This window comes from Leyella stercorea (assembly GCF_021531655.1).
Map to the genome: position 1 here is coordinate 45,891 of NZ_JADYUF010000016.1, position 23,291 is coordinate 69,181.

Here is a 23,291-nt window from a genome sequence, read left to right on the forward strand (position 1 = left end):
ATGGTCGTGATAATAGACAACAATTCAAAAAAAACTGACATATATGATAAAGAGCATCCTGCGCCTTACGCGCCCCAAGCAATGGATAAAGAACATGTTCGTCTTTATCCCCATGTTTTTCGGTGGCGAACTGTTCGACCTGCACAGCGTGTGGCTTGCCGTGCTGACGTTCTTCGCCTTCAGTCTGGTTGCATCGTCGATATACTGCTACAACGACATTGTCGATATTGATGCCGACCGCAATCATCCCGTGAAGTGCCTGCGTCCGATAGCATCGGGCGAAGTTAGCATACGCCTGGGTTATATACTCATGACGCTGACGTTCTGCCTCGGCATGGGCATATTGCTCTTGCTGCCGCCCGAAGTGATGAGCCAGGTCATGGCAGTCATCGTGTTCTACTATGTGCTCAACCTCGCCTATTGCTCCAAGCTCAAGCAGTTTGCCATACTCGACGTGTGCATCGTGGCATTCGGTTTTGTGCTGCGCATACTGGCGGGAGGCTTTGCCTGCGAGCTGGCTCTGAGCAACTGGATAGTCATAATGACCTTCCTGCTCACGCTGTTCATGTCGTTTGCCAAGCGTCGCGACGACGTGTTGCGCATGAATTCCACCGGCGAGGCGCCACGCAAGAACACCGTGCGCTACAATCTCACGTTCATCAACCAGGCCATAACCATCACCGCCTCCGTGACGCTCGTGTGCTACATCATGTATTGCGTGTCGCCCGAGGTGAGCGAGCGTTTTGATACGCCCTACCTATACCTTACGTTCGTCTTCGTGCTGTTGGGCCTGCTGCGCTACATTCAGATAGCCGTGGTCGACGAGAAGAGCGGCGACCCCACCAAGATAATCCTGCGCGACCACTTCTCGCAGATTATCGTAGTGGCATGGCTGCTGTCGTTCCTCCTTATGATATACGTGATATGATGCGCCGGCTGTATCTGTTCGACTTCGACGGGACGCTTACCTCCGCCGACACCCTGCTGTGCTTCATACGCTATGCCTGCGGAACGTGGCGCTTCCTGATAGGTTTTGCGCTGTTCAGTCCGTTGCTGGTGCTCATGAAGCTTGGCCTTTATGCCAACTGGCGAGCCAAGCAACACCTCTTTGCTTGGTATTTCCGAGGGATGAAAGCCAGCGATTTCGACGACGTGTGCCGCCGTTTTGCCGCCGACAACCATAGTCTGCTGCGCCCGAAGGCGCTCGAAAAGCTGCGTCACGTGTTCGGGCAGGGCTCGACAGTGGCAATAGTCAGCGCAAGCATCGACAACTGGGTGCGCCCGTTCTTCTATCAACTGACGGCGCACAGCGCTTCTGATTTCCGTGTCATAGGCACCAAGGTGGAGGCCGACAGCAACGGCAGACTCACCGGACGCTTCCTCACCAACAACTGCTACGGCCCTGAGAAGGTGCGGCGTGTGCTTGCCGAGTATCCCCAACTTGCCGCCCAACGCTCCTCGTATGTCGTTGAGGCATATGGCGATAGCCGTGGCGATAAGGAGCTGCTCGCCTTTGCCGACAACGCTTTCTATCGTCCGTTTCAATAGCCCAAATCCACCTCCATTCCAAAAGGACTCGTTTTGCCCTGTAAAAGGACTCGTTTTGTACAGCAAAAGGACTCCTTTTGAGTGCCAAAAGGGCCCCTTTTGAGAGCCAAAAGGACTCCTTTTGAAACACCGGGCGATTTCATCGGTCAATCCGAAGTGTTTCTTCGGCCAATCCGACGTGTTTTAATAGGTCAGTCATGACTGCAATATAGATATTATAATAAGATAATGTGTAAGGAAATCCAACATAAGTCAGACGGAAAAATGGGCGAGGTGTTGCGCTTCGCCGTTGTCGGTGTCATAGCCACGCTGATACAGTATGGAGTGTATTTCGGGCTGGTGCTGTGGCTCATCCCCACGTTTGCCATGACCATAGCCTATGCCGTCAGCTTCGCCTTCAACTTCGTTGCCTCCACACGCTACACGTTCCGTGTCAAGGCTTCGGCACGTCGTGGAGCCGGTTTTGCCCTAAGCCATGCCGTCAACTATGTGCTGCAGATGCTCACGCTCAATCTCTTCATCTGGTTGGGACTGTCCAAGCAATGGGCACCGATACCGATGTTTGCCGTCTGTGTGCCGGTCAACTTTGTGCTGGTGAGATACTTTTTAAAGGTAAAAAAGTAAAAAGGTAAAAGAGTAAAAAGGTGAAAGAGTAAAAGAGTAAAAAAGTAAAAAAGCTACAATTTAGATATTGATATGAATATAAAAGACAACCCCTTAGTTCGAATATTCACATCGCTCTTCCGCATTAAGCGCGAGGAACGTGCGTTGGCAATAGTGTTGTTGCTGGTGTTTATGGCATTGGATGCGCTCGTCGTATGCAAGTATTACGACATGTTCACACCGCTCAACGCCCATTATTGGCATCTGTTCATATCCAAGTTCCACATTTCGGGCTTCGACCCCATCACCTATTCGGTGGTGAGCGATTGGACGGCAGGCTACAATGTCTACCGCCATCCGCTGCTGGCGTTCTACATGTACGTGCCCTATCTTGTCAATCAGGCGCTGATATGGGCTACGGGCATCAACTGCGCCATATTCATCGTCACAGCCATACAGCTGTTCTCGGCTTTCTATGCAGCCATTTTCTTCTATCGCATTTGCCGTGAGATAGTGGGCGTGAGCCGCACCGACTCAACGCTGCTTACGTTCTTGCTCTTCGGTTTCGCCTTCGTGATGCTCTCGTCGATGGTGCCCGACCACTTCATCATATCCATGATGCTGTTGCTGCTTGCCCTCTACGTCAGCGGAAAGCTGATGATACGCCGCCGCAAGCTCACCATCTGGCAGTCGGCACTCTACTTCTTCCTCACCGCCGGAACGTCGCTCAACAACGGACTGAAGATATACTTGTCCGACCTTTTCGTCAACGGATTCCGTATATTCCGCCCCAAGTTCCTCTTCCTCGCCATCCTTCTGCCTGCCGCACTCACATGGGGAGCGGCACGCATGAGCTACGACCATATCGTATGGCCGCGTGATGTGGCAGCCAAGGCGGCACGCGCCAAGGCCAAGGCAGCCAAGGAGGCTAAGAAGAAGGCTGAAGCTGCCGAGCGACACCGCCAGGATTCCATACGCATAGCGTCGTTCACGCTGGAGCAGATGGATTCGTTGCGCCGCGATTCGGTGCAGCGCGACTCCATAGCCAAGGCAAAGCCGAAGCCTGTGCGTCGCCGCAAGAACGGCAAACCCATTGCCAATGGCGAGTTCATAGGCTGGACCGACATCACGACGTCGCGCTCGGAGTCGATTGTCGAGAACCTGCTGGGCGAGTCGATACAGCTCCATCAGGACTATGTGCTGGGCGATGTGCTCAAGTCGCGACCAATGATTGTAAGCTACAACCACTGGTACAACTATGCCGTTGAGGCTGTCATAGCCCTCCTCTTCGTGCTGGGAGTGTGGGCAGGACGCCGCTCGCGCTTCATGTGGCTTGTCATGTCGTACTTCGCACTCGACATGGTGCTGCACATAGGATTGGGATTTGGCATCAACGAGGTGTACATCATGTCGGCACACTGGATTTACGCCATACCGATAGCCGTTGCTTTCCTGCTCAAGAACGTAGGTCGCCGCCGCTATCAGCTTGCCCTTAAGGGCGTGCTGGCATTGCTCGCCTTGTGGCTGTGGGCGTGGAACGTCACGCTCATTGTGGGCTATCTGTATTAGCAGCCCGCGCCTTATACATTATATATATACGCAGCTCTGCAGCTGCCTAACACTTCTTGCATAACTGTCGACAACCATGCTGATAAGAAAAGAAGAACGCCCCGTGGCACTCGTTGCCGCCTTAGTGTTCACCGTGCTCAACGCATTGCTCATATACGCCCACTACGATTCGTTCACGCGAGGGGCGCACGTGGGCTTCTGGTCGGTGTTCTACAACCACCTGAACATGTCGGGCTACGATGTCTTCTCGCTGATATTCATATCGTGCATGCGCCTGCACTGGAACTCGTTGCGCCATCCGCTCTTCGTGCTCCTGCTGCTGCCGCTCTACTGGATCAACCATATGCTCATGCCACCGACCGAGTTCAACTTCGCACCGTTCCTCATGGCGGCGCTACTCATAGTGTGCGACGTGGCAGGAGCTGTACTTCTGCACCGCATATTGCGCGATATTGTAGGTGCCAACCGCTCGGATGCCGCCATGCTCACAGCCATGTTCTACGGCATAGCGCACGTGATGGTGGCAACGATGGTGCCCGACCATTTCGCACTGTCGCTGCCCCTGCTCATGCTTACGCTCTATGTCACAGGCAAGCACTTGCTGCACGGCACACGCATGCCGCTGTGGCAGTCGGCAGTTCTGTATTTCTTCACCGCCGGCGTTACGCTCACCAATGGCGTCAAGGTGGCGCTGGCAGCGTGGATAGCCAACGGAAAGCGCGTGTTTTCGGTGCGCAGCATACTGTCGTTCGTAGTGCCAACGCTCATACTTGGAGCCGTCTATGTGGCTACGCAGAGCCTTATCATAGTCCCGCAGGAGCGTAGCATCAAGCGCATTGAGGCGCATGTGGCTAAGAAAGATCCTGCACGTATAGAGCGGTTGAAGAAGCACGACGAGTTCGTGCGCCGTCAAAACGGTGAGGCTATGACCAAGAAGGTGCCCCTGCTTGAGTGGAGCGACATGACCACTTCGCGCTGGCAGTCGGTGGTAGACAATCTCATGGGCGAGTCGTTGCAGCTGCATCGCGACCATCTTATGGAGGACGTGCAGCAGACGCGCCCCGTATTCGTGGGCTATCGCTCATTTATTAATTACGTCGTTGAGGCTGTGCTCGTGCTCCTGCTCATAGTGGGTGCGTGGGTGGCGCGCCGCGAACGCTTCTTCCTCGTGGTCGCTTCGTGGTTTGCTTTCGACATGATGATGCACTTAGGGTTCGGTTTCGGACTCAACGAGGTGTACATCATGACCGCCCACTGGGCTTTCATATTCCCCATCGGAGCCGCCTATCTGCTGCGTCGCAGTACATCCGGGGCGCTGCGCCTGCTCGTTGCATCGCTCACGGTGTGGCTTTGGGCGTGGAACGGAACAATCCTTTTCGGCTATCTGCTGTAGCCCTTCAGCCTATACGTGTATATTTCAGGCACAGCCTGTATAAATAGTGATAGATAAAACTATGCGAATCTTACATCTGATAACCCATTTTGACCTTGGCGGAGCCGAACGTGTCGCCGCCAACATAGCCGCGTCTACGAGCAAAGGTATGGAATATCATGTCGCTGAGATACTGCGCGGACGTTCAGACTACACCCCCAAGTTTCTCTCGGAGCTGCGCGCCGCGGGCGTGACGTGCCACCGTTCGTGGATGCCCGACATCAGTTGGCACTTCCTTGTGGAACGTATTGCAGCCCTGCTGTTCCCCTTGCGCATGCTCTATCTTATGCTGCGACTGCGCCCCGACGTCATACACACCCACACCGAGACCCCCGACCTCGCTCTGTACGTGTGCGTCAGACTCATGCCGTGGCTCTTTCGCCATACACGCATAGTGCGCACCATACACAATACGAGGCTCTGGACCGGACTGCCACGCACAGCCCGCTGGGTGGAACGTATGTTCATAAAGCGTCAGTCTAACGTAGCCATATCCGATTCGGTGCGCGACGCCTATGCCGGACGTTTCGGCTCGGAGCCGCCGATAATACATAACGGGGTGGGCGAGGTGCCCCAGCAGCCATGGACGCAGCTGCATCCGGGCAAGGTGAACATCCTCTTTGCCGGCCGACTCGAACCGCAGAAGGGCGTGAACGTGCTTTGCGACGTGCTGCGCATGATGTCTGCCGACCAGCGTTTCTTCTTCACCATAGCCGGCGACGGCTCCCAACGCCCACTCGTGGAGCACACTCTGGCAGGCGGCGAAACCGGACTGCCGCTCACTAACGCCCGTCTTCTTCCGCCTATATACTCACTCCCTTCATATTTGGCATCGTTCCACTATCTGTTTATGCCCTCGGTATTTGAGGGACTGAGCATGCTCTCGATGGAGGCAAGCATCAATCGTCTGCCCGTCATAGCCAACGACGCTCCCGGACTGCGCGATACTCTGCCCCACGACTGGCCCCTTATGGCACACGGCAATGCCCTGGACGACTATCGCCGCATCTTCGAGCGCCTTTGCGACGACGCTTTCCGCACCCGAATAGCCGACAAGGCACAGCAGTATGCACGCCTTAATTTCTCCATACGCAGCATGCAGCAACGATACGAGGAGTTTTATCTCACCCCGAAACGATAAGCGCAAATGTTCGGGTTTCATAACATTTAACTCCATAAAGACAAGAAAATCAACCAAAAAAGCGTAACTTTGCATCCTATAGTGAATTTAGGACAGATATCAGAATAACAAAATAAAGAAAAAATGGCACAAGAAGACGTTTTCAAGAAAATTGTGAGTCATTGCAAGGAGTATGGTTTCGTATTCCCAAGCAGCGAAATCTATGACGGTCTGGGCGCAGTATATGACTACGGACAGAACGGCGTTGAGCTTAAGAACAACATCAAGCAATACTGGTGGCAGAGCATGGTGCTCCTCCACGAGAACATCGTGGGCATCGACTCAGCCATATTCATGCACCCTACTATATGGAAGGCCAGCGGACACGTTGACGCTTTCAACGACCCACTCATCGACAACCGCGACTCAAAGAAGCGCTACCGTGCCGACGTTCTCATCGAGGATCAGATAGCAAAGTATGATGAGAAGATTGAGAAGGAGATTGCCAAGGCACGCAAGCGTTTCGGCGACTCGTTCGACGAGGCTCAGTTCCGTGCCACCAACGCACGCGTTATAGAGCACCAGCAGAAGCGCGACGCTCTGCACGAACGTTATACCAAGGCTATGCAGGGTCCGGATCTTGCCGAGCTGAAGCAGATTATCGCGGACGAGGAAATCGTTGACCCCATCAGCGGCACCAAGAACTGGACCGACGTACGCCAGTTCAACCTCATGTTCTCTACCGAAATGGGTTCTACTTCTGAAGGCGCAATGAAGGTATATCTGCGTCCTGAGACTGCTCAGGGCATCTTCGTCAACTATCTCAACGTTCAGAAGACTGGCCGTATGAAGATTCCTTTCGGTATCGCTCAGATTGGTAAGGCTTTCCGTAACGAGATTGTTGCACGTCAGTTCATCTTCCGTATGCGCGAGTTTGAGCAGATGGAAATGCAGTTCTTCGTTCAGCCAGGCACCGAACTCGAATACTTCCAGAAGTGGAAGGAGACACGTATGAAGTGGCACCAGACTCTCGGCTTCGGTGCAGAGAACTACCGTTTCCACGATCACGAGAAACTTGCCCACTACGCCAACGCCGCTACCGACATCGAGTTCCGCATGCCGTTCGGATTCAAGGAGGTTGAGGGCATTCATAGCCGTACAAACTTCGACCTCTCACAGCACGAGAAGTTCTCTGGTCGCTCAATCAAGTACTTCGACCCGATGACCAAAGAGTCGTACACTCCTTATGTAATTGAGACCTCAATAGGCGTTGACCGCATGTTCCTCAGCATCATGTGCCACTCTTATCGTGAGGAAAAGCTCGACAACGGAGAGACCCGCGTCGTTCTGCTTCTGCCTCCTGCACTCGCTCCGACGAAGTTGGCTGTGCTCCCACTCGTAAAGAAAGACGGACTGCCAGAGAAGGCTCGCGAGATAGTGAACAACCTCAAGTTCCACTTCAACACTCATTATGATGAGAAGGACACTATCGGTAAGCGCTATCGTCGCCAGGATGCAGTCGGAACTCCTTACTGCGTGACTGTCGACTACGACACTCTGAAGGACAATACCGTTACTCTTCGCTTCCGCGACACTATGGAGCAGGATCGTGTAAGCATCGATCAGCTTCAGAGCATCATCGAGGACAAGGTGAGCATCACCAGTCTCCTCAAGAAATTACAGTAATATAAAGAATGAAGAATTTTAATATTTTCGCACTCTCGGCGCTCGTAGCGGTTCTCATTGCAGGACTTGCCTCGTGCAGCGAGACATCGGACGAGGTTGAGGAGTATGCCGATTGGCAGAACGTCAACGCTACTTACTTCGACAAGACTTATTCCGAGGCTAAGAAGAAGGCTGATGCCGGTGACGCAAGCTGTAAGGTTTTGCGCGCTTACAACATTGACGAGAAGGTGGCAACCCACTCTTACGACCATATCGTCGTGAACGTGCTCAAGGCTGGAAACGGCTCGGGATGCCCGCTCTATACCGACTCTGTGAAGGTACACTACAGTGGACGACTGCTGCCTTCTGCCAGTTATCCCAACGGCAAGGTGTTCGACCAGTCGTGGACAGGCGATTACGACCTCACAACAATGATGCCTGTGAAGTTTGCCGTGAAAGGTCTTGTCACCGGATTTAGCACCGCTCTGCAGTATATGCACATCGGCGACCGCTGGCAGGTTATCATTCCGCAGCAGTTGGCTTACGGATCGTCAAACACACCGGGTGCAGCTTACTCTACACTCATATTTGACGTGACCCTCGTGGCATACTATCGTGCCAACGATGTTCCAAAATCGGCATCTCGTTCGGGCGATGGCAAGAATGCTGAATCGTCAGGTTGCTGGATTTATGAATAGTCTACAAGATCCCGTTTGCTATATATATAATAATGTAAGTGAACGTCCGTAAGTTCAGAGATTTCTGTAGTTGAAGGAAGGATGTAGCCCTTTTGATTCTTATAGGTTCATACCTTAGGATTCAGAAGGGCTACATTTTTTTTGTATGTCTTTGATCTATATCAAACAGGGGTTTTGATGTATGTCAAATCAACCTTAATTTTGTTGTGTGTACGCACACAATACTTTGATTTACATCAAAAATCAGGCGAGAAAGGGTAAGAAATGCGTATAAACTCTTGGTTGTGTACGTAAACAATAGTAACTTTGCATCGTCAAAACAAGGGAACCGCGAGGCAACCTCGATAGACAACACATCATGAAGGTATAGAAAATTTGAGAGGTTTAAGGTAAATAGACTATCAGAATATAATTCAAAGAGAAGGTAAAGGATTAGGATGACTTGATAGAAGGTATAAAGATTAGGATGACTTCAGAAGGTAGTAAAGATTAGGATGACTCAGAAGAAGGTAATAAAGATTAGGATGACTTGAAAAGGTAGAAGGTGATTGAGTTAAGATAACAACACAATGATTAGTAAGTATTAGCAAGAAGGTAAAGACAGAAGATTGCATTAAGGGATAACAAGAAGATCGGTAAAGTCAAAGGTAAAGACAGAAGATTGCATAGAAAGGATAACAAGGACAATAGGTAAAGAGAAAGTCAATAGGTAAGAGAAGTCAATAGGTAGAAAGTAAAAGGTATTGGAAGTTAATAGGTTTAATGGTTTTAAAGGTAAAAAGGTTATGTTGATGACAATGATGATGACCCTATTTGCAGCCAGTGCTGCAATAGGAATGTGGGGAGACGGCAACGGTAAATGATCGTTTGTCCTCCCCCTGAGGCAAGACGGAGCGCAAGTCAAAACGCAATGAGGTCTGGCTAATTAAATGGGAAAATAATAATTTTAAAATAAGAAGAGGCTGTTTCGGACAATACCGAAACAGCCTCTTTTGCGTGTATGGATATTTTATTAATCCCACAGGTGCGGATCGTCGAGCGACATGAGCACACCCTGGTCGACGGTATTGCCGCCGTCGGGCAGTATTATTTCAACTTTACCGTTGTCTTCGCTGTCGTTGACCTCTCCTGATGCAGCTATAGGCATGATTGTGTCGATAGCTATCACCTCTGACTGAGGTGCTGTATATGATTTCTTTTTCATTTTGTTGAGTTGATTTATTGATGTCTGTAATTTGTAATGTTAGCTTGCTTAGGCTATGGCGGGGACGCCATAGCCTCCTGTCGTTTGTCGGACACTCTAAGTTTTTGATTATTCAGAGTGCCGTATGCGACGGTAGTTTATTTCACTGCAAACTTTTTTCCGTTCTTTATGTAGATGCCCTTGGTCAGCGAATTGCCGTTGACGCGCTGTCCCTGTAGGTTGTATACGGCGTTGTCAGTGGCGTTGCTGTTGTCCATAACGATAGAGTTGATGGCTGTTTCAACGCCCTTGATGCTTATCTTGAGCATTGCGGGTGTGATAGAGGCGTTGTTGCTTATGGTGAAGAAGCAGCGGAATGCCTTGGTCTTAGAGTCTGGATTTACAAACAGAACCTTTCCGTCTTCGGTAACGCCGGCTGCCTTAACGGTGCCGTTTTTGGTTATGTCGATGGGCGAGTAGATGCCCTGGAATGTCACGTCAGCGTTGCCTTCAGTATTCGGAGCGTCAGCGCTCACTTCCTTACCGTTGAATGTGTAGGTTGTGCCGGCAACAGTAGGCTTGATGAGGTAGGGCACGCCAGCCTCAATGCTTGTAGCGTCAGCGAAGTTAACGGTATTGCCGTTGACTGCCTCAAACTTCTCTACGAGTGTGCCTTCGCCGAATTTTGCCTTTATCTCTTCCTCGCTTATGGCGAACGGAACGCAAAGAGTGTTCCACTTGTTGGCTACAAGGGTGCGGTTGAGCTTAACGTATGTGTTGTCCAAAGTCTTGAGGTTGTTGGCGCTTTCTTCTGCCAAATCAATTACAGGATAGTCGACATAAATCTTGATGCTTGTTGGAGCAGCGTAGATTCCAACCGTATGACTGTTTTTGAACGACACCTTTTGTGAGTTGCCAGTCCATATAATCTTGTCTGATTCTATCTTGTAGTTGCCCTCAGAAGTGCCTTGCAGTCTGTTCATATCGCTACCAACCATTTCTATACGGATGATTTTTCCGCTCTCTACAGTTATATCTGTAGAGCTGCCTCTACCATTGATATGATATTCGTTTGTAGCAAATGAAGCTAATCCAGAATGAATCTTGGCTCCATATTTAGCCATTTCGTCCGATTGAGTAGAGCCATTCAAGATACTTGTATGTCCCTTGTCTTTGCCGGCAACGAATTCAATGACCTTAAAGTCGATATTCTCAACAACATTGTTTACGTTCAGTTCGTAAGAAACTGCGCCTTGTGTGTATTTGTCGTTACCTGCAAATGTTGCAGTAATGGTTGTTGTGCCCCAAGAGTTAAGTGTTACATTGCCGTTTTCGTCCACTCTTGCAACGTAAGAGTTTGAACTTGTGTATGTGACAGGCAAGCTGTTTGGGTTTATGAGTCGTACATATTGCTTAGCCTCATTGCTGTTTCCGTTGAAGTCGGCTGTGGCTGATGTTGCAGCGAAAGTGATGCCGTTGTCGCGACGCCGTTTCTTATAGATTTGTACAGTGCTGTTATTATCGTAATAGCCAAAACTACTACCGTTACTAAAGCTCAGATTCTTTTTTCTTGGTCTTTCGTTGTTCTTTACAGTTGCATTTCCGTCTTGAATTATAGAAATGCTGAAAAGGCAATATTTATCTGTTGAAGCCTGCATCTGAACATTCTCTTTATAACGGCTTTCATATGAAATATACTGACCATTAAACTTCAGATACCAGTTGCTTCCATTGCTTTCAAGTATGGTTTCGCCCAATCCTTCTGTATATTTGAGAATACCGTCAGTGATAGTAACCTGAACAGGGTCTATTTTTGTACCCTCTGTATTCACCGCTCCCATTGCGTTAGTTCCCGAAGCAATTACCACAATGTCTCCGCTCTTCAGTTCCGAAGCGTCAGTTACGAGTTTGTAGGTGTCACCTTCAGCGGCTTTACCTACCAATGAGCATGCTATCGTCAGCATTGCTACAAACAAAAAACGTAGATGTCTTGTCATAATTAAAATGTTGTTTTTACGATTTTATTATCCTTTTTATATTCTTTGTTCAAGCGTTATAATCCTCTTGAAAAAAACTGCAAAAACCGACGCTTTTCAAATGTACTCCTTTTGGCTTCTAAAAGGAGTCCTTTTGCTCTCCAAAAGGACTCCTTTTGCATCCCAAAAGTACCCCTTTTGCAATGCAAAAGGACTACATTTTTCGGAGCACTGTTATTTCGTCGTAATTACACTGTTTTAATATCTAATATTTATTGACGTGCAAAGTTAATCAAAAAAAGCCATTAAGCGATAATTTTCGGTCGCTTAATGGCTCTTTATCAACGGAATATGGCGTTAGTGTGGACGTTTTAGACCATCTTTAACGCCTTATTTGCAAATGTTTTAATTGTTTTATCTGCGTGCGCAGCAGCCTGCTTTGGCGAGATGCCATACCTCGCGCACCCACAGCACGAGGCTCGAACCGATGATGATTGTCCCCCAATCCTTCAGCGAGAGGCTCACCACGTTGAAGAAGTCTTGCAGTATCGGAGTCTCAACCATCAGCACCTGTCCTGCGAATATTATCACAACGATGGTGAGCAGACCCTTGCATCCGCCGAAGTGGAGCGCCGAACGTCCCGTCTCGAAGGCTCGCGCGTTGAACAGATAGAAGAAGTGAGTCATGACGAATATGGTGAACAGCAGCGTCAGTTCGTATGCCGTGAGGTGTCCCTCGGTCCAGAACGTCAGAGTGCCGAAGCCTGCGAAGAGTTGCAGATAGTTGAGCGAGAGCATATCGCTGAGGCTGCTTATGTCGGCATGTTTGAACACGAGCAGGAAGAAGAACAGCAACACGAAGAACAGTGCGCCCACTCCTACAATCTCGCCGTACATGGGGCGTGTCAGAATGAAGGCGTGGCGGTCGCGCGGACGGTCGTGCATTACGCTCTCCGACGGCGGCAACGACGCCAGAGCCATGGCTGCGAAGGTGTCCATAATCAGATTTATCCACAGCATCTGCGTCACCGTTAGCGGCGACTCGGTGCCCATGAAGGCTCCGATGAGCACTATCAGACAAGCCGTAACGTTGACGGTGAGCTGGAAGAGCAGAAATCTCTGTATGTTCTGATACAATGAGCGTCCCCACATCACAGCTTTGCCGATAGATGAGAACGAGTTGTTGATGATGGTAATGTCCGACGCCTCCTTAGCCACCGATGTTCCGTCGCCCATCGACAGGCCCACGTGCGCGGCTCGCAGGGCAGGGGCGTCGTTGGTTCCGTCGCCCGTCACAGCCACAACCTGGTTGAGTCGTTGCAGCGTTTCGACGAGTCGCTTCTTGTCCATGGGTCGTGCACGGGCTATAATCTTGAGTTCGTGCACACGCTGTAGCAGCTGTTCGTCGCTCATGGCTGCAAACTCAGGTCCGGTTATGATGTTGCGGTCGGAGTCAGTTTCGTTCCAAAGTCCTATCTGTCTGCCTATCTCACGTGCTGTGGCAGGAGTGTCGCCGGTGACAATCTTGATGTTTATTCCTGCGTCAAGACACTCCTTGATGGCGTCCGGCACATCGCTGCGCACGGGGTCGGCAATAGCTGTTATGCCTATGAAGTGCAGTCGGGTGGCTGTGACTCTGCCGTTGCTGATGGCAACGTCGCCCTTGTCGAGCATCTGGAATGCAAAACCCAGTGTGCGCATGGCGTGGTTCTGATAGTCGAGCAACTGGTTTTCAATGCGTTCACGAGTAGCGCCTTCGCCCATGGTGCGGCACATGGCGAAGACTATTTCGGGAGCGCCCTTGACGTACAGAATACGTCGGCCGGGCATCAGAGCCGAGTCTACCACAGTAGCCATATACTTCCGCTCGGTGTTGAAGGGCAGTTGGTCGACTATGGTAGAATTTTCGCGCAGCTCACGGTAGTCGGTGCCGTACTCGTAGAGCCACAGCAGCAGTGCGCCCTCAGTAGGATTGCCGAGCACGGAGGGGCAGTCGGGCTCGGTGAAATCGAGCTGTGCGGTGGAGTTGAGCGCCATTGACTCCGCCACAGCCGAACTCTTTTCGTCGAGTCCGTACAGTTGCAGGCTGTCCACACGCATCTGGTTCTGCGTCAGCGTGCCCGTCTTGTCGGTGCATATCACCGTCGTTGCACCCATGGTTTCGCATGCGTGCATCTTGCGCACGAGATTGTTGGTCTTGAGCATACGTCGCATGCTGTACGCCAGACTCAACGTCACAGCCATGGGCAGGCCCTCGGGCACCGAAACCACAACCAGTGTGACGGCTATCATGAGCGTCTGCAGCAGGTAGGCTATGAACGGCAGCCATTCGAACTGCACGTACGAGGACGAAAGGAAGTACATCAGGATGCGGCCTATGATGATGCCTGCACCTACGCAGTAGCTCAGTTTGGCAACGAGCCGACCCAGTCCGTCAAGCTGTTCGTCGAGCGGAGTCTTCACCGAATTGTCTATCTGCACCGCCTCGAACACCTTGCCCTGCTCGGTATGGTCGCCTATGGCAAGCACGCGCATTATGCCGTGTCCCTCCATCACCTTGGTTCCCTTCATGACGTGGTTGGACGGGAACGTAGCCTGGCTGTCAAACTCGCTTGCAACGGTGGTTTTGGCGCACATAGGTTCGCCCGTCAGCGTCGATTCGTCGACGTTCAGTAGCGTTAATTCCATCAGTTCGCCGTCGGCAGGAATCTCCTCGCCCGTGTTTACAATCACTATGTCGCCCACAACGACCTCGCGGCGTGGTATCTGTGTCGTGTTTGAATCGCGAATCACCTCCACCGGCTCGTCGTCATTCACCTTGTTGAGTATGGCAAACTCCTTGTCGGCCTGATATTCGAAGTAGAACGAGAGGCCCGTGGCCAGCATTATAGCCACGAATATGCCAACAGGCTCGAAGAAGACGGTCGGTCCGTCGCCCAGAGCGAAGTATTCGTAGCACGAGATAAGTATCGAGAGCGCGCCGGCAATGAGCAGAATGATGATGAGCGGGTCGCGGAATTTGTCTAAGAATTGTAGCCAAAGCGGAGCCTTGGCGGGCGGTGTGAGCACGTTCTCGCCATACTTCGAGCGGCTCTGGGCAACCTCTCGGGCGGTGAGACCGGTGTAGTGATGTTTGGATTCCATAGTGTTATTGTTGATGTTAACGTTCACAATGTGCAAAGTTATCAATTATATGGCAAAACGAAGCTGACTGAAATGCAAAAAAATATTACGCCCGAAGTTACACGTACATTATATTTTGACTTTTCACTTTTTTTTCGTACTTTTGCGAGTCAACAGAATTTTTATTCCCAACTTACTATAAAAACCCACTACGGCAATATATGGACGACGAGATAAAAGACAACGAAGAGATAAAGAAGGAGAACGTACAGCCCAACGACGAAGCCACTTCAGACAACGATATCGAGTCTGGCGGCGACGACGCTGCTGCCGATACGTCGGCTCCGACCAATCATTCCGACTATAAGCCGGTGAACCGTTTTGACGCTTCTGCCGTTCATCATCTGAGTGGTATGTATCAGAACTGGTTCCTTGACTACGCCTCGTACGTCATACTTGAACGTGCCGTGCCGCACATCGAGGACGGACTGAAACCCGTGCAGCGACGCATACTGCACTCGATGAAGCGCATGGACGACGGCCGATTCAACAAGGTGGCAAACATTGTGGGCCATACCATGCAGTTCCATCCGCACGGTGACGCCTCGATAGGTGACGCTCTGGTGCAGATGGGACAGAAGGATCTGCTCGTAGACTGCCAGGGTAACTGGGGAAACATACTCACCGGCGACCGTGCTGCGGCTCCGCGATACATCGAGGCACGTCTCTCGAAGTTTGCTCTCGACGTGGTGTTCAATCCCAAGACTACCGACTGGCAGCTCTCTTACGACGGCCGTAACAAGGAACCGATTACGCTGCCTGCCAAGTTTCCGCTGCTTTTGGCACAGGGAGCTGAGGGCATTGCCGTAGGGCTCAGCTCGAAGATAATGCCGCACAACCTTGTCGAGATATGCGATGCAGCCATTCACTACTTGCGTGGCGAGGAATTCCAGCTTTATCCCGACTTCCCTACAGGCGGATCGGTTGACGTGGCAAAATACAACGACGGCCAGCGTGGAGGCATAATAAAGGTGCGCGCCAAGATAGAGAAGCTCGACCAGAAGACCATCGTCATACGCGAGATACCCTACTCGAAGACTACCACAACGCTCATCGACTCAATCCTTAAGGCCATTGACAAGGGAAAGATCAAGGCAAAGAAGGTAGATGACAACACGGCAGCCGAAGTTGAGATTCAGGTTCACCTCGCTCCGGGCGTGTCGAGCGACAAGACCATCGACGCATTGTACGCATTCTCCGACTGCGAGATAAACATCTCGCCCAACTGCTGTGTAATCGAGGACAACAAGCCGTGCTTCCTCACCGTCAGCGACGTGCTGCGCCACAGCACCGACACCACAATGGGTCTGCTGCGCAAGGAACTCCTCATACGCAAGGCTGAACTTGAAGAGCAGCTGTTCTTCTCGTCGTTGGAGCGCATTTTCATTGAGGAGCGTATATATAAGGAGAAGAAGTTCGAGCAGTCGAAGTCGCAAGACGAGGTTGTAGCGTTCATCGACTCAAAGCTCGAACCGTTCAAAAACCAGATATTCCGGGTGCCTTCTGCCAAGACTTCGGCTGAAGGCATTGTGGAGCAGGAGATGGTGGAATACACGTTCCACCGCGAAATCACACGCGACGACATTCTGCGACTGCTCGAAATCAAGATGCAGCGCATACTGAAGTACAACAAGGACAAGGCCGACGAACTCATAGCACGCATCAAGGCAGAACTTGCCGACATAGAGTACGACCTCGCCCACATGACCGACGTCACCATACACTGGTTTGAATACATACGCGACAAGTATGGCAAGGACCATCCGCGACGCACCGAGATACGCAGTTTCGACACCATCGAGGCTTCGAAGGTGGTAGAGGCTAATCAGAAACTCTACATCAACCGACAGGAAGGATTCATCGGAACAGGCCTTAAGAAGGACGAATTCGTGTGCAACTGCTCCGATATCGACGACATTATAGTGTTCTTCAAGGACGGAAAGTACAAGATGGTACGCGCTGCCGACAAGATATTTGTGGGCAAGAACATCCTGCATGTACAAGTTTTCAAGCGCAACGACAAGCGTACTATATATAATGTGGTGTATCGCGACGGCAAGAACGGACCCGCTTACATCAAGCGTTTCTTCGTTCCTACGATGACGGTGGGCAAGGACTACGACCTCACGCAGGGCACTCCAGGCTCGCGTGTGCTCTATTTTACAGCCAATCCCAATGGCGAAGCCGAGGTAATCAAGGTTACTCTCGAAGCCAACCCGAAGCTGAAGCGAATATTCATCGACAAGGACTTCTCTGAAATAGGCATCAAGGGACGCACGTCGAAGGGCAATCTCGTGACGCGAAACCCCATCCACCGCATCGGTCTGAAGAGTCATGGACACTCTACTTTGGGCGGACGGAAGGTGTGGTACGACCCCGATGTCAACCGACTCAACTACGACGAGCACGGCAGACTGCTCGGCGAGTTCTACGACGACGACTCAATACTCGTCGTTCTCGACGATGGCAACTTCTATATATCAACCTTCGACGCTAACAACCATTATGAGTCGAACATAAAGATAATAGAGAAGTGGGACCCCGACAAGGTGTGGACAGCCGTGCTGTACGATGCCGACAACGACAACAATCTGTATCTTAAGCGATTCCGTATGGAGGCAACCAAGCGCCCGCAGAACTACATCGGCGAGAATCAGGAGAGCCGGTTGGTGCTGCTTACAGATACGGTTTATCCCCGACTGGAGGTTGACTATGCCCCGACTACGGCTCCCGACGGCTCGACCATGCAACGTCCGCCACTCGAAATCGATGCCGATGAGTTCATAGCAGTAAAGGGATTCAAGGCAAAGGGCAAACGTGTGACAACGCTCGAAGTAACCGATGTGAAGGAACTGGAGCCTACCCGATTCCCCGAACCGGAAAATGAAGAGGCTGACGACACTGCCGATGAAGAACCCGAAAACCTCGATCCAGATGCAGGCAAGAGCCAGCAGCAGGTGATAGACGAAATGACCGGACAACTCAACATATTTACTGAGAATGCAGATCTTTAAGAACATATTCATTGCCATTGCGCTGCTGTGCAATGGAGGGGCAACGGTTGCTGCACAATCCGATAGCGACTATGTCCCGGATGAGGCTCTGTCAGCCCGCAGCGAGCGCCCGATGCTGAAGACAAACGCCATGATTATAGGCGTAGGAGCAACCAATCTGCTCGACACTTATCTCTCGCCTGAGAAGTATCGTGGCTTGGATGTGCGCTTTCTTTCGCACACTCGTCGCGAGAAAGACTCCACCGTGTGGATCAATCAGTTCCAGCACGAGGGCAACGTGGCTTATGCTGACAATCGTTCGGGCAATGGCGGCGAGATGGCAGGAGGCTATACGTTCCGCTATTCGCTTCTGCGCAAGTGGAATGTGAGCTTGTGGAGCCATCCGTTGCAGCTCATTGCGGGTGGAACGGCAGCCGGAAACATCGGCATAATATACAATACACGCAATGGAAACAACCCTGCCAACGCCCAGCTTTCGCTCCATATAGAGCCTACAGTGGGCTTCGACTATCCTATAGGACGCCCCAACGGCAAGCGTGGCATCGCCTTCCGACCGGGTGACGCAGCACGTTATCCCGTGGTGTTGCACTACGAAGCCTCGGCACCTCTGTTCGGACTGATGTTCTCACCCAATTACGGACAGTCGTATTACGAGATATTCAACCGTGGCAACTACGACCATAACTGCGTGCCAACGACCATAGGTTCAACCCCGTCGTTGCGCCAGATGCTGACGATCGACTTCCGTCTGGCACACACAACGTGGCGAATCGGCTACCTGGGAACCATCGAACAGTCGCAGGTGAACAATCTCAAGACCCACATCTACACCCATTCGCTCATGATAGGTATAGTGAAGAGGTTTCGCACCGTGAAGCAATAGCCACAGACTAAGCAAAGAAGTGACAGCAAACGAATGTGAAATGCCCCTCCCGACGAATGGAGGATAAATATAAACAAGATGACAAACAGTAAGCTTATACGCAACATCGTTGTGGCAATCATTGCGATACTCTCGCTCGGTTCATGCGTTGACGAGGAGGAATATGCCGACAATCCGCGTGGCAACTTTGAAGCTTTGTGGAAGATTGTCGACGAACACTACTGCTTCTTCGACTACAAGCAGGAGCAGTATGGACTCGACTGGAACGCCGTTTACGACAAATACTCGCGCCAGATAGCTGATGATATGACCGACAGCCAGCTATTTGAGGTGTTGGGCAATATGCTTGGCGAGTTGAAGGACGGCCATGTCAATATGTATTCGTCGTGGGATGTGGCGCGCAACTGGTCGTGGCACGAGAACTATCCTTCAAATCTGAGCGACACACTCATCAACCGCTACCTCGGCACCGATTACCGTATATCGTCAGGCATGCGTTATCGCATACTCGACGACAACATCGGCTACATCCGATTGCAGTCGTTTGCATCGTCAATGGGCGAAGGCAATCTCGACGAAATACTCTATTATCTCATGCCGTGCAACGCTATCATCATCGACATACGCGACAATGGCGGCGGAATGGTTACGTCGGCAGAGCAGCTGGCGGCACGATTCACCAACAGCACGTTGCTTGTCGGCTACATGCAACATAAGACCGGACGCGGCCATTCTGACTTCTCGTCGATGCAGGAGCAGCGCCTCAAGCCGTCGAAGGGAATACGCTGGCAGAAGCGCGTGGCAATACTTACCAACCGGTCGGTGTATAGCGCCGCCAACGAATTTGTCAAGTACATGCGCTGTTGTCCTAACGTTGTACAGATAGGCGACCGCACAGGTGGCGGAGCAGGAATGCCTTATTCCAGCGAACTGCCCATAGGATGGAGCATACGCTTCTCGGCTTGCCCCATGTACGACAAGGACGGCAACAGCACCGAGTTCGGTATAGCGCCCGACTACGACGTGCAGCTCTCGCAAACCGACCTTCTGCGTGGCAAGGACACGATAATAGAGAAGGCAAGAGAGGTGCTCAGACAATGACAATTGAATAATTAACACAATAAAAACAATTCACTATGAACAAAGCAATCAACACAAACAACGCTCCCGCAGCAATCGGTCCTTACTCACAGGCTATTGAGGCTAACGGCATGGTATTCGCATCTGGTCAGCTTCCTATCGACCCTGCAACAGGCAACTTCGCCGAGGGTGGTATCAAGGAGCAGACACGTCAGTCGCTCACCAACGCCCAGAACATCCTCAAGGAGGCTGGTACCGACCTGGCACACGTTGTTAAGACAACTGTATTCTTGAGCGATATGGCTAACTTCGGTGAAATGAACGAGGTGTACTCTGAGTTCTTCACACAGCCTTTCCCTGCACGTTCAGCCGTTGCAGTGAAGACTCTTCCGAAGAATGCGCTCGTTGAAGTAGAGTGCATCGCAGTGAAATAACGCTCCGCAGAAATACGTATAGACATGAATGGAGACTACAGCAAGTTTTCTGCCGTAGTCTCCATTTTTAGTATCAAGGCAATAATAACCCTTCTGAAAATCATCTTCCTAACAATAAACTAACCATTACTACATGAAGTTAAGTTCACTTTTACTCATGGCTCTATGCCTTCCGCCACTGCTAAACGATGCCGTCGTACAGGCCAAAGAGAGTCAGTTTCAGTTGAAGCAATGCAATGTTGCCAATCCTGAGAACACCCCACGTCCGGTATTTCCCGTTCCGAGCCGCAGACAGATGCTATGGAACGAAACCGAGTTTTACGCCTTCTTCCACTACGGCATGGACACATACACCGGCAAGGAGTGGGGCGACGGCACCGAAGACGAATCCATCTTCGCACCCACACGAGTGCCCGACCCTGCCCAATGGCTCCGTGTGGCAAAGCAGGCGGGCATGAAGGGCGGCATAGCCGTAGTGAAACATCACGACGGATTCTGCCTTTGGCCCACTAAGACTACCGACCACAGCGTCTTGAACTCAGCCACCGAGACAGCCCGCAAGACAAATATTCCGCGCGACTTTGCCCGTGCTGCCCGCAAGCTGAAGATGAAATACGGATTCTACGTGTCGCCGTGGGACCTCAGCAGCATCTATTGGGGCGAGAAAGACAGCCAGGGACGCTACACCGACAACTACGCCAAGAAGGTGTTTTTCCCCCAATGTGTAGAGCTGGCGCAGTATGGGTCGGACCAGTTTGAAATGTGGTTTGACGGTGCAACGGGTGGCGATCATGCCGGATATTACGGTGGTTCATATGGCGGCAAGGGTACAACGGGCCGCCGAACGATAGACAATGCACAGACATTCTACGACATTCCCAACCTGCGCGACTCCATTCACAAGCTGCTTCCTAACGTTGTGATGTGGGGAGTAGGCGGTGAGGTGCGCTGGATAGGCAATGAAGCAGGCCACGCAGGCGAAACCTGCTGGGCAATGGGGTCGGGCGAGAGCGGCAATGCTGATGCCTGGCGCTGGTGTCCGGGCGAAAGTGACGCCAAGGCCACCACAGGCGGATGGTTCTGGAAGAAGAACGAGAAGGTGCTTTCAGCCGAACGGCTCTTCCAGATGTATCTGGAGACAGTGGGACGCAACGCTACGCTCATCCTCAATCTGCCCCCCGACGTCAACGGACTTATTCCGCAAGCCACCGCTCAACGTATGGCTGAACTCGGACGCATGCTGAAGACGCGACTGGGCAACGACCTTGCGCTGAAGGCTAAGATCAGTGTGAGCGAGGAGCGCACCCCAGGTGCACACACCGACTACTCCGTACGCCGACTCACCGACGGCAACAAGAATACCTATTGGGCTACGAACGATGCAACGACACATGCCACCATCACGCTGAAGTGGGACAAACCCGTCACAGTGCGATATGTTCAGCTGATGGAGCACATCAAGCTCGGACAGCGTGTGCGCTCGTTCACCATAGAGACAAGCGACGACGGCACCATATTTACGCCGCGCGCCACCAACATCCAGACCACCACGATAGGCTACAAGCGCATCATTCCGCTCAACGGGTCTACCGCCAAGAGCTACGAGGGCGACGGATATAAGGTGAAGGCAATGCGCATTACCATCAACGACAGCAAGGCTTGTCCGCTGATTCAGAGTCTGTCGGTATTCTAATCTCTCTAAAATCATACAACAATGAACTTCAATATATATACAATCATAGCCGCGCTGGCACTGCCTATGGCTGCATCGGCGCAGAACACCGAGCGCAAGCTGTGCGACTTTGAGTCGGCTGATGCCTACCGCTCGATAAAGGTGTACGACACATGGGAGAACTCGCCCTTCCGCAACAACTCCGTTGAGGGAAACATACAGGTAGTGCAGAATCACCTGAATGATGCCGACCCTGTGCGCGGTTTTGTCCCCAATCCCTCGCACCATATCCTCGCCGTGCAACGTTCGCGCTTCGGCAGCAACACGTTCGGCGCACTCGTAGGTCTTAAAGAACCTTTCGCCCAGACCAAGACCGTGCAATACGTGCACGTGAAGATATACTCGCCCAAGGGCGGACCAGCAATGCTCATCGGACTGGGCAACCGCGACGACCGTCCGCACCAGTCGCCCCTGACCGAGCAGTTTTGGGCTACAGCCTCGCAACCGCTCGTTGCCGGACATTGGAACGATGCCGTGTTTGCCGTGTCGGGAGCCAATGGCGTGACCATACACAACCTGCTCATAGTGCCCGATGCTACGTCTCCCCACAATCTGACAGCCGACTTTGCCGCCTATATCGACGACATCGTGCTCTCAGCCGACGAAAAACCGTTCTTCACTGTAGGCGCATTTGCAACCTCGCGTGTCTTCAAACGTGGCGACCTCGTGACGCTCAGCCGAGGCGTTGACGACCTTGGCGGCGGACTCAACGGCGACATCCTGCTTGCCGACGGGTCGGCTGTTACGGGCCGTACAGCCAAGTGTGGCGAGCCGTTGAGCGTGAAGGCTGTTCCGGCACCAGGCTTCCGATTCAACAAACTCGTAATACGCCACGGCCGTAACATCGACGGCAACGCACCGGACGACTGGACCGAGACCGTCGTGACAGCCGACCGATTCAACAACGGTACCTATACCATCCCTGCCGACATCATCGACGGCGACATCCGATTTGTACCTTATTTCAGCAGTGTGGCTGCAGAAGTGAAGTAGGCTGGCTGCTAATGTCGAAAAGATTAGAATAATGCTATCTGTAGGAGGGAATAGTATCCATGCTATACCCACTCAATTAACTGTAAATGAAGGCTGAGTGGAGGGTATGTCAAAAGTCAAATCAGTACGCCCCGAAGGGGCAGAAGCACATAGCCCGGGGCACCGCCCTGGGTAAAAA

17 protein-coding genes are annotated in these 23,291 nt (G+C 51.7%); 14 read left to right on the forward strand and 3 right to left on the reverse strand.

Going from position 1 to position 23,291, the window contains the following annotated elements; genetic code table 11:
• The first annotated feature begins 46 nt into the window (after positions 1 to 46).
• From I6E49_RS06305 to I6E49_RS06340, 8 genes are all read left to right on the forward strand, one after another.
• Complete coding sequence (locus tag I6E49_RS06305) at positions 47 to 928, forward strand: decaprenyl-phosphate phosphoribosyltransferase (protein WP_235401117.1); 882 nt, start codon at positions 47 to 49, stop codon at positions 926 to 928.
• A complete protein-coding gene (locus tag I6E49_RS06310) occupies positions 889 to 1,548 on the forward strand; it encodes an HAD family hydrolase (RefSeq protein WP_235401100.1) in 660 nt (219 codons plus the stop codon). Before I6E49_RS06305 ends, I6E49_RS06310 begins: the two co-directional genes overlap by 40 nt.
• Positions 1,549 to 1,776: 228 nt before the next feature.
• Positions 1,777 to 2,172: a GtrA family protein gene (locus I6E49_RS06315; RefSeq protein WP_235401101.1), complete on the forward strand. Its 396-nt coding sequence runs from the start codon at positions 1,777 to 1,779 to the stop codon at positions 2,170 to 2,172.
• A gap of 72 nt (positions 2,173 to 2,244) precedes the next feature.
• On the forward strand, positions 2,245 to 3,720 hold the full coding sequence (locus I6E49_RS06320; RefSeq protein ID WP_235401103.1) for a DUF6080 domain-containing protein: 1,476 nt from the start codon (positions 2,245 to 2,247) through the stop codon (positions 3,718 to 3,720).
• A 76-nt stretch (positions 3,721 to 3,796) separates the two neighbouring features.
• Positions 3,797 to 5,113: a DUF6080 domain-containing protein gene (locus tag I6E49_RS06325; protein ID WP_235401104.1), complete on the forward strand. Its 1,317-nt coding sequence runs from the start codon at positions 3,797 to 3,799 to the stop codon at positions 5,111 to 5,113.
• A gap of 61 nt (positions 5,114 to 5,174) precedes the next feature.
• Positions 5,175 to 6,293, forward strand: coding sequence for a glycosyltransferase family 4 protein (locus I6E49_RS06330; RefSeq protein WP_235401105.1), 1,119 nt, complete (start codon positions 5,175 to 5,177; stop codon positions 6,291 to 6,293).
• Between the two features lie 123 nt (positions 6,294 to 6,416).
• The gene (locus I6E49_RS06335) at positions 6,417 to 7,958 is read left to right on the forward strand and encodes a glycine--tRNA ligase (protein WP_235401106.1); all 1,542 of its coding nucleotides are present in this window, start codon (positions 6,417 to 6,419) and stop codon (positions 7,956 to 7,958) included.
• An 8-nt stretch (positions 7,959 to 7,966) separates the two neighbouring features.
• Positions 7,967 to 8,635, forward strand: coding sequence for an FKBP-type peptidyl-prolyl cis-trans isomerase (locus tag I6E49_RS06340; protein WP_235401107.1), 669 nt, complete (start codon positions 7,967 to 7,969; stop codon positions 8,633 to 8,635).
• Positions 8,636 to 9,647: 1,012 nt separating this feature from the next.
• On the opposite strand, the gene I6E49_RS06345 is transcribed toward I6E49_RS06340, so the two are convergent.
• The 3 genes from I6E49_RS06345 to I6E49_RS06355 form a co-directional block, all read right to left on the reverse strand.
• Positions 9,648 to 9,839 carry a hypothetical protein gene (locus I6E49_RS06345; protein ID WP_235401108.1) on the reverse strand — a complete coding sequence of 64 codons (192 nt, stop codon included), beginning with the start codon at positions 9,837 to 9,839 and terminating at the stop codon, positions 9,648 to 9,650.
• A gap of 137 nt (positions 9,840 to 9,976) precedes the next feature.
• The gene (locus I6E49_RS06350) at positions 9,977 to 11,815 is read right to left on the reverse strand and encodes an Ig-like domain-containing protein (protein WP_235401109.1); all 1,839 of its coding nucleotides are present in this window, start codon (positions 11,813 to 11,815) and stop codon (positions 9,977 to 9,979) included.
• 393 nt (positions 11,816 to 12,208) lie between these two features.
• Entirely contained in the window at positions 12,209 to 14,938 is a 2,730-nt protein-coding gene (locus I6E49_RS06355) for a calcium-translocating P-type ATPase, PMCA-type (RefSeq protein ID WP_235401111.1), read from the reverse strand.
• 200 nt (positions 14,939 to 15,138) lie between these two features.
• Between I6E49_RS06355 and I6E49_RS06360 the strand changes: the two genes are divergently transcribed.
• From I6E49_RS06360 to I6E49_RS06385, 6 genes are all read left to right on the forward strand, one after another.
• Positions 15,139 to 17,991: a DNA gyrase/topoisomerase IV subunit A gene (locus tag I6E49_RS06360; protein WP_235401112.1), complete on the forward strand. Its 2,853-nt coding sequence runs from the start codon at positions 15,139 to 15,141 to the stop codon at positions 17,989 to 17,991.
• Positions 17,978 to 18,874, forward strand: coding sequence for a DUF3316 domain-containing protein (locus I6E49_RS06365; RefSeq protein WP_235401113.1), 897 nt, complete (start codon positions 17,978 to 17,980; stop codon positions 18,872 to 18,874). The genes I6E49_RS06360 and I6E49_RS06365 overlap by 14 nt, the downstream gene beginning before the upstream one ends.
• Before the next feature lie 78 nt (positions 18,875 to 18,952).
• Positions 18,953 to 19,975 carry a S41 family peptidase gene (locus I6E49_RS06370; RefSeq protein ID WP_235401114.1) on the forward strand — a complete coding sequence of 341 codons (1,023 nt, stop codon included), beginning with the start codon at positions 18,953 to 18,955 and terminating at the stop codon, positions 19,973 to 19,975.
• Positions 19,976 to 20,010: 35 nt separating this feature from the next.
• Positions 20,011 to 20,388, forward strand: a complete 378-nt coding sequence (locus I6E49_RS06375) for a RidA family protein (RefSeq protein WP_235392284.1) — start codon at positions 20,011 to 20,013, stop codon at positions 20,386 to 20,388.
• A 157-nt stretch (positions 20,389 to 20,545) separates the two neighbouring features.
• Positions 20,546 to 22,081 (forward strand): alpha-L-fucosidase, encoded by a 1,536-nt coding sequence (locus tag I6E49_RS06380; protein ID WP_235401115.1) that lies wholly within the window; start codon positions 20,546 to 20,548, stop codon positions 22,079 to 22,081.
• A 21-nt stretch (positions 22,082 to 22,102) separates the two neighbouring features.
• On the forward strand, positions 22,103 to 23,113 hold the full coding sequence (locus tag I6E49_RS06385) for a hypothetical protein (protein WP_235401116.1): 1,011 nt from the start codon (positions 22,103 to 22,105) through the stop codon (positions 23,111 to 23,113).
• The last annotated feature ends 178 nt before the right edge of the window (positions 23,114 to 23,291 follow it).